This is a genomic window from Chryseobacterium sp. CH21, from assembly GCF_004119445.1.
Lineage (GTDB): Bacteria > Bacteroidota > Bacteroidia > Flavobacteriales > Weeksellaceae > Chryseobacterium.
The window spans coordinates 43,889-58,776 of sequence record NZ_QICI01000105.1; the positions used below are offsets into that span (position 1 = coordinate 43,889).

At 35.9% G+C, this 14,888-nt stretch carries 12 protein-coding genes and 3 pseudogenes; 9 read left to right on the forward strand and 6 right to left on the reverse strand.

Going from position 1 to position 14,888, the window contains the following annotated elements; all coding sequences use genetic code 11:
* Positions 1–8 precede the first annotated feature (8 nt).
* Positions 9–833: a GLPGLI family protein gene (locus tag BOQ62_RS21555; protein WP_129042387.1), complete on the forward strand. Its 825-nt coding sequence runs from the start codon at positions 9–11 to the stop codon at positions 831–833.
* Between the two features lie 41 nt (positions 834–874).
* Here BOQ62_RS21555 and BOQ62_RS21560 read toward each other — a convergent pair whose 3' ends face one another.
* The 3 genes from BOQ62_RS21560 to BOQ62_RS21570 all read right to left on the reverse strand — a co-directional run bounded on the left by BOQ62_RS21560 (position 875) and on the right by BOQ62_RS21570 (position 3,719).
* On the reverse strand, positions 875–1,111 hold the full coding sequence (locus BOQ62_RS21560) for a hypothetical protein (protein WP_129042388.1): 237 nt from the start codon (positions 1,109–1,111) through the stop codon (positions 875–877).
* A gap of 83 nt (positions 1,112–1,194) precedes the next feature.
* Positions 1,195–1,581: a hypothetical protein gene (locus BOQ62_RS21565; protein ID WP_129042389.1), complete on the reverse strand. Its 387-nt coding sequence runs from the start codon at positions 1,579–1,581 to the stop codon at positions 1,195–1,197.
* Between the two features lie 8 nt (positions 1,582–1,589).
* Positions 1,590–3,719, reverse strand: coding sequence for a S9 family peptidase (locus BOQ62_RS21570; protein WP_129042390.1), 2,130 nt, complete (start codon positions 3,717–3,719; stop codon positions 1,590–1,592).
* A gap of 220 nt (positions 3,720–3,939) precedes the next feature.
* Here BOQ62_RS21570 and BOQ62_RS21575 point away from each other — a divergent pair, with 220 nt between their 5' ends.
* Both BOQ62_RS21575 and BOQ62_RS21580 read left to right on the forward strand, forming a co-directional pair.
* The gene (locus BOQ62_RS21575) at positions 3,940–4,413 is read left to right on the forward strand and encodes a hypothetical protein (protein ID WP_129042391.1); all 474 of its coding nucleotides are present in this window, start codon (positions 3,940–3,942) and stop codon (positions 4,411–4,413) included.
* Positions 4,414–4,425: 12 nt separating this feature from the next.
* Positions 4,426–4,614: a DUF6496 domain-containing protein gene (locus tag BOQ62_RS21580; protein ID WP_129042392.1), complete on the forward strand. Its 189-nt coding sequence runs from the start codon at positions 4,426–4,428 to the stop codon at positions 4,612–4,614.
* A gap of 66 nt (positions 4,615–4,680) precedes the next feature.
* Here the strand turns inward: BOQ62_RS21580 and glgP are convergent, their stop codons facing one another.
* Entirely contained in the window at positions 4,681–6,345 is a 1,665-nt protein-coding gene (glgP, locus tag BOQ62_RS21585) for an alpha-glucan family phosphorylase (protein ID WP_129042393.1), read from the reverse strand.
* Positions 6,346–6,549: 204 nt separating this feature from the next.
* Between glgP and BOQ62_RS21590 the strand changes: the two genes are divergently transcribed.
* From BOQ62_RS21590 to BOQ62_RS21610, 5 genes and pseudogenes are all read left to right on the forward strand, one after another.
* Complete coding sequence (locus BOQ62_RS21590; RefSeq protein ID WP_129042394.1) at positions 6,550–7,347, forward strand: hypothetical protein; 798 nt, start codon at positions 6,550–6,552, stop codon at positions 7,345–7,347.
* Positions 7,348–7,537: 190 nt separating this feature from the next.
* A complete protein-coding gene (locus BOQ62_RS21595; protein WP_129042395.1) occupies positions 7,538–9,640 on the forward strand; it encodes a T9SS type B sorting domain-containing protein in 2,103 nt (700 codons plus the stop codon).
* Between the two features lie 88 nt (positions 9,641–9,728).
* Positions 9,729–10,319, forward strand: a complete 591-nt coding sequence (locus BOQ62_RS21600) for a DUF1572 family protein (RefSeq protein WP_129042396.1) — start codon at positions 9,729–9,731, stop codon at positions 10,317–10,319.
* Positions 10,320–10,385: 66 nt separating this feature from the next.
* Positions 10,386–11,731 (forward strand): annotated as a pseudogene (mtaB, locus tag BOQ62_RS21605) (tRNA (N(6)-L-threonylcarbamoyladenosine(37)-C(2))-methylthiotransferase MtaB).
* Between the two features lie 54 nt (positions 11,732–11,785).
* Positions 11,786–13,302 (forward strand): annotated as a pseudogene (locus BOQ62_RS21610) (FMN-binding glutamate synthase family protein).
* Between the two features lie 64 nt (positions 13,303–13,366).
* Here the strand turns inward: BOQ62_RS21610 and BOQ62_RS21615 are convergent.
* Positions 13,367–14,143 carry a hypothetical protein gene (locus BOQ62_RS21615; RefSeq protein WP_129042397.1) on the reverse strand — a complete coding sequence of 259 codons (777 nt, stop codon included), beginning with the start codon at positions 14,141–14,143 and terminating at the stop codon, positions 13,367–13,369.
* Positions 14,144–14,198: 55 nt separating this feature from the next.
* Between BOQ62_RS21615 and BOQ62_RS21620 the strand changes: the two genes are divergently transcribed.
* Entirely contained in the window at positions 14,199–14,636 is a 438-nt protein-coding gene (locus tag BOQ62_RS21620) for an RNA-binding S4 domain-containing protein (RefSeq protein WP_129042398.1), read from the forward strand.
* 65 nt (positions 14,637–14,701) lie between these two features.
* Here the strand turns inward: BOQ62_RS21620 and BOQ62_RS22680 are convergent.
* Positions 14,702–14,888: pseudogene (locus BOQ62_RS22680) on the reverse strand (IS4/IS5 family transposase); the annotation flags it as partial.

Below are 14,888 nucleotides of genomic sequence, written 5' to 3' on the forward strand. Positions count from 1 at the left end.
ATTAAACTATGAAAAAGCTATTGTTTTTATTATTGGGAACATTTATTTGTTTTTCACAAAGTAACAGATTTGTATATGAAGTAACTTCTAAAAAAGATTCTACTTCTCAGAATCTGATAAAAGAAAATTTTAATCTTGATACTACACCTAATGATATAGCCTATTACAATAGACTTTATTATGTAAATGATTCAATATTTTTAACTAAAAATGAGTACGGGTACAAAGGTTATAAGCTGACTTCATTTCTGATTAAAAAAAATAATAGCAATGAATATCAGAATTATGAATATATAGGAGATGTAAATTTCTATAAGATTAATGAAAAGGCAGAGCAGCGTTGGAAAATTTCAGATAGTACCAAAACATTTGGAGGTTATCCCGTTCAAAAAGCTGTAACAGAGTTTGGAGGAAGAAGCTGGGTGGCATGGTTCACAAAAGATATCCCAATCCCTTACGGGCCCTATAAATTTAACGGCTTGCCTGGGCTGATCATGGAGCTTTATGATGCTAAAAAAGAATATTATTTTAAAGTCATCAAAAGCGAGAAAATTCCTGAAGATTATAAACGGGTTTCGTTAGAGAATTCTATTTCCAGGGCCATTCCTGTAGATTATGCTAAATTGAATAAATTAAGATTAGAATTGTATGATAACCCTTTCAAATATATAATGAACGGAAGGTTAACTCTTCCTGAAGGAAAAAAATTACAGCTTGATGACGGAACAATTCTTACAAAAGAGGAACTGAAACCTGCGGAAGCCAAAGAAAGAAAAAAATTAAAAGCCTTTAATAATCCTATAGAACTGGATAAAGCGGTAAAATATCCTTGATGATATATAAAAAAACCTTTCAGAACTTCTGAAAGTTTTTATTATTTAGATTTTTTCGGAGCCATTGGCGGTGGAGGTGCCACTTTGATTTCTACAACATCTGTTCCTCTCTTTTCTGCTTTTACAATACCATTAACAAAATTTTCCATTTCATTTTTATTAGCATCAAACTGATTGGCATAGGTATGGGTAGATACACTACAATAGCCTCCACTGGTAAGGTAAAGGTTTGCCATATATTCAAAATCCAGTCCTTTAACATTGGCGCTGTATTCCACATGAAGTACTTTAATCCCATTAACAGTTCTATATTCGGATTTTTTTAATTTAAAATAATCTGAATTTCTTTGGATAATGGGAATCAGACTTTTAAATTTTTTAAAGTCTGAACCGGCATAATTTCGCTTCCGAATAATGCATACACTGTAGAATTTGAAATGTTATTAAACGCATATTCTACAAAAGTTGCACTCTCCGGAGCTTTTACTATTTTCCATTTTTTAGGATTATAATAAAATCCTCCATCTACATTTTTACTTTTTACAAGGAACGTAGATTCTTTTGTTTTTTCAAATGGCTCTTCATTCGTTACAATTGTTTCGAGAGTTTTTTCGTCACTTTCGTTTACAAATTTCCATGTTTTATTGTCTAAAAGAACAACTTCTTTCCCATCTTCTGTTAATGCTTTTACCTGAGACTGAACAGAAAGTGACAACAAAATACATGCAGATAAAATAATCTTTCTCATTGTGAATATTATAGATTATTCAGAATGAAGTCCGTCATTTTCTGATACAGTTGAGGTCTTGTCTGCCCACCATAAATTCCGTGGTTTTTATCCGGATAAGCCATGAAATCAAACTGTTTTTTGTTTTGAATCAAAGCTTCTGAGAATTCCATAGAGTTCTGGAAGTGAACGTTATCGTCAGCCGTTCCGTGGATTAATAAGAATTTTCCTTTCAACAGATTGGCATATTCTGTAGGTGAATTTTTATCATATCCGTCCGGATTTTCCTGAGGTGTTCTCATGAATCTTTCCGTGTACACAGAATCGTAATATCTCCAGTTGGTAACAGGTGCTACGGCAATTCCCACTTTGAAAACATCAGCCCCTTTAGTCATTGCCAAGCTGGTCATATAACCCCCGAAGCTCCATCCGAACATTCCGATTCTGCTCTTATCAACATAAGACTGGTTTCCGAACCACTTTGCTGCCGTGATCTGATCTTCAATCTCATATTTTCCTAAGTTCATATAGGTTACTTTCTTATATTTTGCTCCTTTGTAGCCCGTTCCACGTCCGTCTACACACGCCACAATATATCCTTTTTGTACAAGGTGGTTGAACCACATGGCGTTTCCGTTATCCCATGAGTTAGCAACCTGCTGAGAACCAGGGCCTGAATATTGGAACATAAACAGAGGATATTTTTTATTCGGATCAAAGTTTTTAGGCTTCATGATCCATGCATTCATCTGATCACCTACAGCATTTGGAATGGTAATGAATTCTTTTTCAACAAAATTATCGGTTTTTAATTTTTGCAACTGATCATTGTTATTCTGAAGCTCTTTCACTGCTTTTCCGTTTCCGTCTTTCAAAACATAAGTGTATGGTCTTGCAGCGGTAGAAGAAGTTTCAATGAAATAATTATAGTTTTTGCTGAAGTTGGCAGAATTGTTTCCTTCTGCATTAGAGATCAGCTGAGATTTTCCATTGTCAATATTTACTTTAGAAACAACTTTATTGATGCTTCCTTTTTCAGTAGTCTGAACATAAATTTCTTTAGATTTTTGGTTAAAACCATAATAATCCGTTACCTCCCAGTTTCCTTTTGTGATCTGCTTTTTAAGCTTGCCATCTTTGTCATACCAGTAAAGGTGGCGGTTTCCGTCTCTTTCAGAAGCCCAAAGGAAAGAATCATCCTCAAGGAATTCTAAAGTAGGACTGTCGGTATCAATCCATTTATCATCCGTTTCTGTGAATAATTTCTGAACAGCTCCTGTTTTGGTATTTACTTTTAAAATATCTGAAGCATTCTGAATTCTTTCAGAAGTAATTAAAACAATTTCGTCCGGTTTTGCAGTCTGGAATACATTCTGGATGTAGTAGTTTTTGAAAGAACCTAAGTTCAGCTGCATTGTTTTCCCGTTATCAAGACGGTATAGCTGTGCTGAAACTACAGAATTTTTCTCCCCTGCTTTTGGATACTTATAACGCATTTCAGCCGGGTAAAGACTTTTTCCATAGATCGGAATATAAATTTCCGGAACCTGGCTTTCATCAGATTTTACAAATACGATAGCATCAGAATTCTTTGTCCATTCATACTGTCTTGCATGCCCGAATTCTTCTTCATAAACCCAGTCTGCTAATCCATTCAGGATAGCATTCTTTTTACCATCTGTAGTAATCTGTATAATTTTTCCTGAGGTAAGATCCTGATAGAACAAATTGTTGTCAGAAATGAACGCTACTTTCGTAGCGTCAGGTGAAAATGTTGGCTCCTGAACTGTTTTCCCTTCATTCAGACTGATTACTTTTCCGGATTTTAAATCTTTTACATCAAATTTCCCTAAGAAAGAATGTCTGTAAATAGGCTGGCTTCCTGTCTGTAAAAGGATTTTAGATTCATCATCAGAAAAAATATAGCTTTCAAATTTTCCGTCCACAAGATTTCCTTCCTTCTGAGAAGTTTTGTAAGAATATTTTGCAATTCCTGAAGGTTCAATCACAAGATAATTTTCTCCGTTTTTCATTGAAGTAATCCCTGCTATTCCTTTTCCACGGTAATATCCAGAATATATTTTATCTAAAGTAATTTCCTGTGCTGACACATTTTGAAATACCGCAGCCACAGTAAGAGTTAAAAGGAGTTTTTTCATTTTCAATTTTAATGATTCCAAATTTAATAATTCTTGCTTACATAACCATATAAAATAAAAATCAGAGTCAGATGTCATTTTTCTTCATCTTTCTGGGGAAATGTTTTTTAGTTTCGGATCTTATATAATTGAAAATATTCATTAACGAAATTTCTTAGAAAAGGCAATTTGGCAAAAAAATTGAATATATAATAAGTATAAATCAAATCAAATGATAATTATGGAAACGAATGCATATAACCAGAAACTGAACCGTTATGTATTAAATGATCAGATTGTTTATACAGGTTTTTCCAGTTTTAATGACGCAGAAGAATGCGCTCAGAAAAAAGGAGGAACATTGGTAGAAGTGGTGTTTAGAGACGGAAATGATAACCCCGAAATTACTGATGAAGAAGGTTTGATAGAGAAAAAGCTTCATTACCATGTGGAGGCAGGCAATGAGTACAAGTTTATCCATTCCTCAGATCCTGGATTCCGAAAATATGCGGATGAGCTGCAGAAAATAAAGGCCAGCAATGATAAAACAAGTCCGGATGAGCGGTATTTTGCCAATTTTGAAATAGAAAATATAGAAGACCCGATTATTGTGCTTAAAAATGATCACTTTGAATCGGTAACATCGAGAGAGCGTTCAAAGTATTTGAAACATGCCTGCGTTTATGAATTAGGGGTTTCCCTGCCAAAATCTTAAAAAAATTACATCATGAGCAAAACGAAATATTCAGACAAAGCTCAGGACAAAGTAGGAAAAGTAATGCACGAATTTAAGGAAGGAAAACTAAAATCTTCTTCCGGACAGAAAGTGACCAGCAGAAAGCAAGCCATTGCTATCGGTATTTCTGAAGCAAGAGAAGAAGGTTTGAAAGTTCCTCCAAAGAAAAAAAGCAAATAAACTTTAATATAAAATGCCCGGAAAAAATTTCCGGGCATTTTTATTGAAAAACGAAAAGCAAATTAATTATTTCGCTTCGTTATAAAGCAGTCTGTAATATTCATCAGCCATCCTGTCGCTGTTGAAATGATCTTTTACATCATTCATTGCGTTGTGCTGGATTTTTCGCCACTGGTCAGGACGGTCATAATAGGTTGGAAGAATTTCGTTTTCCAGGATTTCATATAATTTGTTTAAATCATAATTATCCTGCTCATAGATGCTCATGTTATGATAATCTGCCTTAGGAACTACGAAAGAGTTTTCTCCATGTTTGGCAAATTCAGGAATCCAGCCGTCATCTGTGGATAAATTTACGGAACCATTCATAGCAGCCGTCATACCTGATGTTCCCGAAGCTTCTCTTGGAACTCTTGGATTATTAAGCCATACATCAGAACCTTGTTTTAAAGATTTACTTAAAGAAAGTTCATATCCCGTAAGAACCGCAATATTTTTATGATATTTACTTTCTTCCACCAAAGTATTGAATGTAGAAATAGCCGAGTAGTCCATTGGATAAGGTTTTCCAGCCCAAATAATCTGTACCGGATATTTCGGATTGTTCAGAAGTCTGTAGAATCTCTCTTTGTCATGTAAAAGGAGATCTGCTCTTTTATAGCCCGCAAATCTTCTCGCCCAGACAATGGTGAAGACGTTAGGATCAAATAAATTCCCTGTCTGATCTGCAACGATGCTGAAAAGTTGTTTCTTTAAATGCTTTTTACGGATGTCAAAAACAGCTGCCTCATTCTCATCTTTTGCATTGTATAAAGGTTTATCTGCCCAATATTTAAACTCCTGAGCATTGGTGATTGATGTAATTTCGCAAATGCCGGGATATTTACTCCACATCGCTCTGGAAACTACCCCATGAAGCTGGGAAACTCCATTCGCAATTCTTGCCATTCTTAATGCACAAAGAGAGTGATTGAAACGGTCGTCATTGGAACCTTCAATCTTTTTTACCTCTTCCATGCTGTAACCAGAGAAATAAGACATGTCATAACACAGTTTGAAATTATGTTTTTCATTTCCTGCTTCTTCCGGAGTATGCGTGGTGAAAACTAGTTTTTCTCTGACTTTATTAAGATCGCCGTTGTATTTTCTTAAAAGATGAAACGCTGCCGGAAGTCCGTGAGCTTCATTAAGATGATACACATCTCTTTCTGTATTCAGCTCATCCAGTAATTGTGCGCCTCCTTTTCCTAATAAAATATATTGTGCAAGCTTAGTAGATTCATTGGCATCATACAGCTTGTGGCAGATTGTTTTGGAAACATGATCATTTTCCGGAACATCTGTAGAAAGGAAAAACATAGGAGCCGTATTGAAAATTTCGGGATCAAGATACCATACTTTTACCCAAACCGGAGCACTGTGGATTTCGATTTGAAATTTTATTCCGGTATCTTCAAGAAAGCTGTACATCTTTTTTGTCCATACTGGCTGTAGCGTCTGATCATGATTTCTTGCCTGGTCATAATAACCAAATTTCCATAGAATGCCAATTCCGATAAGGTCCTGCTTAAGATTGTAAGCGCTTCTCATATGAGATCCTGCCAGGAATCCAAGTCCTCCTGAATATATTTTAAGTACTTGCTCAATGGCAAATTCCATTGAAAAATAGGCGGTTCTTGTGGAATATTGGGGGTTGATATTGTAAGGTATTCTGAAATTCTTAAAATCCATAAATAGGTATTTGTGTTTAAAAAAGGCAAAGGTATTAATTATGAAAATAAACTTTACATTAATTAATAGATAAATTAATCGTAAAACTAAGTATTGAATAGTTTTTTTACTTACCTTTAAGTGTGTAAATTTTTGATTATCAAAAACTTTTAACGATGAAAGCCCATGGCTGCATGTGTTCTTTAATTAAATAAAAAATCACACATGAAAAAGACGTTTTCTGAGGAAGATCTGATAAAGAATCTGAGTTTATATTACCTGAATCGGCATTTGAAAAAAAAGCCCATAGAGAAGTATCACCGTACCATAGACGAATCTCCGCTTCATGACCGTGAAAAATACAGAAAGAAATCCGAGATTCTTCTTCTCAACTCTTTTATGCATCACTTCCCCGATGTGAAATTTGAAAACCTTACCTGCGAGAGTCCGGACTTTATCGCAAAACTGAACGATAAAAAAATCGGAATAGAATTGACCGAAGTAATCAACCATCTGGAAATGAAGAAAGTGGAAAGTACTTTGAACAAGATGTTCCGTCAGGCAGAAATATTATTAGAACAGGAAGACACTACGAAATATCGTGGTGTTTATTTTTTAGAATTCCACTCAGAAACAAAATTCGATAATCTGGAAGTGCAGCAGGAAAATATTATTAGTATTTATAAAAGCATCAAAAAAAATAAAGCGGTAGGCTGTGTAAAAAGTATCAGAAAATCCTTCCATCGGAGAAATGTGTTCATCACTCATGAATACAGCATGAGCCTTTTTGATGAACTCTGTTCAGAAAAAATTCTGGAACTCATCGAAAAGAAAAATGAAAAATTTCCTTACTATGATACCTCAGTAGATGAATGCTGGCTGGTAATTGTTTCGGATATGAATTCTATTGCTTCAAGATATACGTTTATTCAGGATAAAGAGCATTTAAAAGAAGTAAAAAGTCCTTTCCATAAAATATTTCATCTTGAAAATCTTTGTGGAAATATTACAAGTATTAAATAAAGTTGTGAGTTTGGTTATTCTTTGGTTTAATTTGGATTAAGATGAATAATTTTAAATTATTTGGTGTTTTAATTTAAAATAGTTTAAAATTATATAGATTTTATTGTTTGTAATTAAAATATGGGTATATTTGATGTACGTTGAATATCAATATGATGTATAACTAATAAACCACAAAAACATATAATCTATGAGAAAACTTTTACTCTTCATACTTCTGTGTATCTCTCATGTTTATTATTCTCAGGCAGATTGTGCTACGGCGCTTTCAGTTTGCGGAAACTCAAATATCACTTATAGCCCTACAGGATACGGTAACATAAAAGAATTGGTGAATTCCGGAAGCTGTATAGATTTTACCGGTGAGCATAACTCTATCTGGTATAAAATTACGATTGCTACAGGAGGAACGCTTACTTTTGATCTGGTTCCGAATAATCCGGATGCCGATTATGACTGGGCCATTTTTGGTCCAAATGTAACCTGTGGAAGCTTGGGATCACCCATACGCTGTAACGCTGCAACGGTTATCGGGCCTGGTCCTGCAACAGGATTAAATATGACAAGCACTCTTTTAAGTGCTGCCGGAGGTTCGCAGACTCCTTATTGCAGATATCTGGATGTTTTACCTGGGCAAACTTATTATTTGTTTATCGATAACTGGGTAAGCAGTACAAGTTCTACAACAGCTCCATTTTCTTTAACCTGGGGCGGAACTGCCACACTTGCTTCTCCATTTACAGATCCGAGTATTCAGACACAGCCATTTATTCCCCCTGGAATTCCGGCTGCAAATCCTGCAGACCCAAGAGAAGTGGTAATATGTTCACCTACCGCTTCATTTGATTTTTCTACATTATCTACTGGGATTCTTAACGGAAATCAAAACTTTGGCGTAAGCTATCACCTGACTCAGAATGATGCTTTAACAGGGAATAATCCAATTACAACTCCTATAACAGTCAATACAACTACAGTTTACTATTACAGTATTAATTATACCGATCCCACGAATGCAACCAATCCGCTTAATAAATGTAAACAGGTTGGAACATTTAAATTTAAAAACGGAGCCATAACAGTTAAAAATGTAACATTAACTGCCTGTAACAATAATAATGCAGGAACTGCCTTGTTTGATTTAACAACTGCAGACATTATTGCCAACCCAAATGTTACGAAGAAATACTATCACACGATGGCGGATCTCAATGCCGGTATCAATGAAATTACAACTCCTATGGCTTTTGTATCTGCGGAGGGGGTTATTTATGTAAAGGTGATATCTGAGTTTGGCTGTATTGCCATCGCACAGATTACCCTGAAGTTTAATCCGGTAGTGGTAGTGAATGAGGTCACCTTGAGATCATGTTTTATCGAAGCCAATCCATCCACAGCCTCTTTCAATCTTGTCAATGCTTCAGTAACAGGTCAAACGAATCCTACCAAAAAATATTATCCCTCATTGTCAGACGCTGTCAATCAGACCAATGAAATTCTGAATGCCAATAATTATATTGCCCCTAATGGATTTGTGTATGTAAGAGTTTCCAATGCACAGGGATGTTATGCCGTAGCCCGTATTACTTTGGTAGTAATTGCGCCTGTATATTCTGATACGCTTAAAGATGTAACCATTTGCGCGGAAGATCAGACAACGTTGGATGCAGGAGCAGGATTTAAAAGTTACGAATGGAGTACAGGAGCTACTACAAGAACCATCAAAGTGGGAATCGGAGTATATTGGGTGAAACTGAAAACCGGAGAATGCATTACGACACAAACGGTGAAAGTGCTTCCTTCCGATCAGCCAGTTGTTTCTGGAATTGATATTTCAAATAATACCATCACCATATCCGTAATAGGAGGAAATCCGGCTTATAAATATTCCATTGATAATATTATCTGGCAGGATTCCAATGTCTTCAATAATCTTTCGAGAGGAGACCACAAAGTATATGTAAAAGATGCTTACGACTGTGATCCGATAGAAATAGGAATTGTAGTACCTAATCTGGTTAATGTGATTACCCCTAATGCTGATGGAATAAATGATGTGATTGATTATTCAGCATTAGCCAGCAAACAGAACCTGATCATGAATGTTTTTGACCGATATGGCAACAAAATCTTCCAGGCAGACCGATCAAACGGTTATAAATGGGATGGTATCCAGGGCGGAAGAAGAGTGCCTACCGGAACATACTGGTACTCTATCACATGGAATGAAAATGACAAAAAGAATACTCCAATCAAATTTAGCGGTTGGGTATTGGTAAAAAACAGAGAATAACAATCAATAAAATACATAGATAAAACCACTTCATCTGAGGTGGTTTTATGTTTCTAAAGGTGTTACATTAGATAGCAAAATAGAAAGCATGAAAGACCTGTTTGTAAAACGCTTTGAATACTATAAATCTCTTGGTGATAAAACATTCGGCCAATTGACTGATGATCAGATGTTCTGGCAGTACAATGAAGAAAGTAATTCTATTGCCATAATAGTGAAACATATCGCAGGAAATATGCTGTCGAGATGGACCAATTTCCTCACAGAAGACGGAGAGAAACCCTGGCGCAACCGTGACGGAGAATTTGTCAATACCTTTACAACGAAAGATCAGGTTCTTGATTTTTGGGAGCAGGGCTGGAAATGTCTTTTTGAAGCTCTGGAAAAAATAAATGATGAAAACCTCTACTCGGTAATCTATATTAGGGGAGAAGCACATCCGGTAATTGATGCTGTCCTTCGTCAATTGGCTCATTATCCTTATCATATTGGTCAGATTGTTTACATCGCAAAAATGATTAAGAATGAAAACTGGAATACGTTATCTATTGCCAGAAACCGTTCTCAAGAGTTTAATACTGAAATGAAAACAAAATTTTCAAGCCATGAACCGGAAGCCCATTCATCACCCGTCTGCTTTCAAAACAGTCCTGAAGTAAGGGATGAATATAAACAATAGATTTAATCAATCTTGGATTCTTATTAAAATTACTATCTTTGCACCCATAAAATTCAGGAGTAACAAATGTCTACTTTTCACAGAACTGCCGCGTTTCATACACTTGGCTGCAAACTCAACTTTGCAGAAACATCTACTATTGCCCGTCAATTAACAGATGCAGGTTATGATAAGGTAGGTTTTGATGATAAAGCGAATGTGTATGTTATCAATACCTGTTCTGTGACAGAAAATGCTGACCGTGAATGTAAACTTCACGTAAAAAGAGCAATGAAAGCCAATCCGGAAGGACTGGTCGTTATTGTAGGATGCTACGCACAGCTAAAGCCTGAAGAAATTTCACAGATTGAAGGCGTTGACCTTGTTTTAGGAGCAAAAGAAAAATTCAATATTCTAAGCTATCTTGATGATTTGGAAAAATCTGAAAGCGAGGGGGTAGTCCATTCATGTGAAATTGAAGAAACCGATTTCTTTATCGGAAGTTATTCTATCGGAGACAGAACCAGAGCTTTCCTGAAAGTACAGGATGGATGTGATTATAAATGTACTTATTGCACCATTCCGTTAGCCAGAGGAATTTCACGTTCTGATACTATTGAAAATGTTCTACGAAATGCCACAGAAATTGCTGCAAAAGACATCAAAGAAATTGTTCTTACGGGTGTGAATATCGGTGATTATGGTAAAGGAGAATTTGGAAATAAAAGACATGAGCATACGTTCCTTGATCTTATTTCAGAATTGGATAAAGTTGAAGGGATCGAAAGAATCCGTATATCTTCTATTGAACCCAATCTTTTAAAAGATGAAAGTATAGAGCTGGTTTCTAAAAGTAAAAGCTTTGTTCCGCATTTTCATATCCCGTTACAGTCCGGAAGCGATGATCTTTTGAAAAAGATGAAACGCCGTTACCTGACTAAACTGTACAATGACAGAGTTAACAAGATCCGCGAGGTTATGCCTGATGCGGCTATCGGTGTAGACGTTATTGTAGGATTCCCGGGAGAAACAGAGGAATTATTTATGGATACTTATAATTTCCTTAATGAACTTCCTATTACTTACCTTCACGTATTTACCTATTCTGAAAGAGAAAATACGGAAGCTGCTGCAATGGAGGGTATTGTTCCGATACCTGAAAGAAAAAAACGTAATAAAATGCTTAGAATTCTTTCTGAAAAGAAGAAAATGGCATTCTATCAGACGCAACTTGGAAAAACGCTTCCTGTTCTTTGGGAGCACGAAAATAAAGACGGGAAAATGTTTGGCTTCACAGAAAACTATGTGAGAGTCCAGAAAGATTTTGATCCTGCATCCATCAATCAAATTGAATTTCTAAATTTAGAAAAATCCTGTCAGATGGCACGGTTTCTGTGCAATCTTCTTACCAAAGTTTTTTAGCAAAAGCATAGGCTCTTTGTAAAAATTCTACTAAATTTATTTTTAAACTTTTAAATACTACATTCATGAGAGATAAGTTTTTATCTTGGGGAATTGTATTAGTAGCTGCTACATGGATTATAGCACTGCTGATCAGAGCGCATTATTGGATACCAACGCTGTTATCCGTCATCTATGCATTGGGTGTTTACAATGCTTACCAATCGAAACATGCTATTTTGAGGAACTTCCCGGTATTGGGATACTTCAGGTATTTTTCGAAAGTATTTCACCCGAAATGCAGCAATACTTTATTGAGAGGGAGACAGACGGGAAGCCGTTTCCAAGAAATCAGCGTTCTGCAGTATACAGACGTGCAAAAAATCTAAGTGATACCGTAGCTTTTGGTACACAGCTGGAAGTGAATCACAGAAAATATGAAGGAATAAAGCACTCTATTTATGCCAAATCACCTTCAGAAGAGCTTCCGAGAGTTTGGGTAGGCGGAGAGCAGTGTACACAGCCTTACCATGCGTCATTATTCAATATTTCAGCAATGAGTTTCGGGGCATTGAGTGACAGAGCACAAATTTCATTAAACAGAGGAGCTAAAAAAGGAAACTTTTACCATAACACAGGAGAAGGAGGAATTTCACCTCACCATCTGGAAGGAGGTGACCTTTGCTGGCAAATCGGAACAGGATACTTTGGATGTCGTGACGAAGAAGGAAAATTTAATCCAGAACTATTCACTAAATATTCAAACCTTCCTAATGTGAAAATGATTGAAATCAAATTATCACAGGGAGCAAAACCAGGTCACGGAGGTGTACTTCCAGGCGTAAAAAATACACCGGAAATTGCAGCCATCCGTCACGTAACACCGGGTATGACTGTTATTTCACCACCATCACACACTTCATTCTCAGACGCAGCAGGACTGTTGAGGTTTGTACAGCAGCTGAGAGAACTTTCAGGAGGAAAGCCAGTTGGATTTAAGCTGTGTATCGGGGATACCAAAGAATTTGAAGATATCTGCGTTCAGATGAATGTACTGAAAATTTACCCAGACTTTATTACCATAGATGGTGCAGAAGGAGGAACAGGAGCAGCTCCGCCAGAGTTTTCAGATGGAGTAGGGATGCCATTGGAACCTGCTTTGATATTTGTGAACAGAACACTTAACAATTACAATGTAAGAGATAAATTAAGAGTGATTGCCAGCGGAAAGGTTCTTACCAGTCTGGACATTCTGAGAGCCATTTCAATGGGTGCAGATATGTGTAACAATGCCAGAGGATTTATGTTCTCTTTAGGATGTATTCAGGCGTTGAGATGTAATACAAACAACTGTCCTACAGGAGTTGCAACACAGGATAAAATGCTTATCAAAGGACTGGATGTGACTGATAAAGCAGAAAGAGTATATCACTTCCATAAAAACACTCTTCATACCTGCAATGAACTGATTGCTGCTGCCGGAAGAAGTTCTTACGAAGAAGTAGATGCTACCATGTTTATGAGAGGAGATGAATTCGACCACCTTGCAGACCTTTATTTCCCGGATATCTTAGGAAATGTAAAACAGAAAGCAAGATCGTAATTGTCATTTTACATAAAAAACACCGTCTCAGTGACGGTGTTTTTTATTATATAATTATCTTTTATTATTGTTGTTCCTGTGTTTGCTTCTCACCACTTGGCCTGTCAGATCTTCCATAAATCTGAAAGTTGAATATAAAAGATTTGTTTCTGTAAGAAGTATTCAAATAAGGATAATGAGGATTTCTTGCAAAAGCAGCTCTTGAAGGAACGATGATTACTCCCTGTAAGTTATAAGGTGTTTCACTTGAAAGATTCTTGAAAGATTTAAATTTCTGTAAAGCTTCTCTGAAACCTGAAATTTGATAATAACTAGCTTTTTTAGCTGCATCAGTTGTACCAGCATCTAAAATTGACTTCTTTACATAATAATACATAGGATCAATAGCAGGAATACCACTTCCGTCAATTGTATTTAAAAAAGTAGCTTTTGATTGAAATGAAGTATTTCCATCAGAATTAACTGCCAGATAAGAGTAAACTCTTCCCATAAATTTAATAACATCATCAGTTTTGATGGTAGGATCATAATTAGGATCAGGATCAGCAGGAGGCTGAGCACCGGTTCTGATGATATAGATCGTTCCTGAAGGAAGTGTTATAGGTGACAACTCAGATAATTTCTTCTCATTATCATCCGCAGTATCAGTAGAGCTGAAAGCTTTTATATTACCCTGTGCATCCAGATAATTCTCATTCATGAATTTACTAATGGCTTGATCATCATATGTGTTTTGCGTAGCAATGTCCTCCGGTTCTACATAAGTTGATACATCATCATCTTTCTTACAAGCAGAAAAACACAAAGATCCTGCAAGGATATATAAAAATATTTTTTTCATTTCAAAAAACTTTAATTACTTTACAAATAATATAACGGCAAAAGTATAAAAAATTATGAGAATAGATAAATTTTTATGGAGCATTCGTTTTTATAAGACGAGAAGTATTGCAGCAGAGGAGATTAAAAAGAATAGAGTTTCTATAGGAACGTCTGCCGTAAAGTCATCTAAAGAGGTAAAAGAAGGAGATACTATTAAAATCCGTAAGAATCAGATTGATTATAAGATAAAGGTAATTCAGATTCCTAAAAGCAGAATAGGAGCTAAGCTTGTTTCCCTTCATATCAAGGATGTTACCGATAAAGAACAGTACGAATTACTGAAACTTCGTAAAATGTCACAAGACTATTACAGAAACAAAGGAGAAGGAAGGCCTACCAAAAAAGACAGACGAGAGATGGATGATTATGTGGGAAATGATGTTGATTCCGATTTTACAGACTGGGATGATTTCTTTGGAGAAACAGGTGGTGATGAAGAAAATGAAGATTAAAAAAATAAAAAAGCTCTAGAGATAGTAGTCATGGTCGGAAGAAATTTCCGACCATTTTTTATGTTTTAAGTTTTGAAGACTTTTGCAGGATCACCCCCCGCAAATATTATTAAAATTGCGGTAATCATATCCCGAAGTTCCATAGCGATGCGTCTTTTAGCTGTTTTATATCCTAAATTGTTTACTTTTTTGTAAATCAAGAGCAGCATAGAAGCAATCATTGTCATGTAGAGCATTACTTCAATTCCGTTT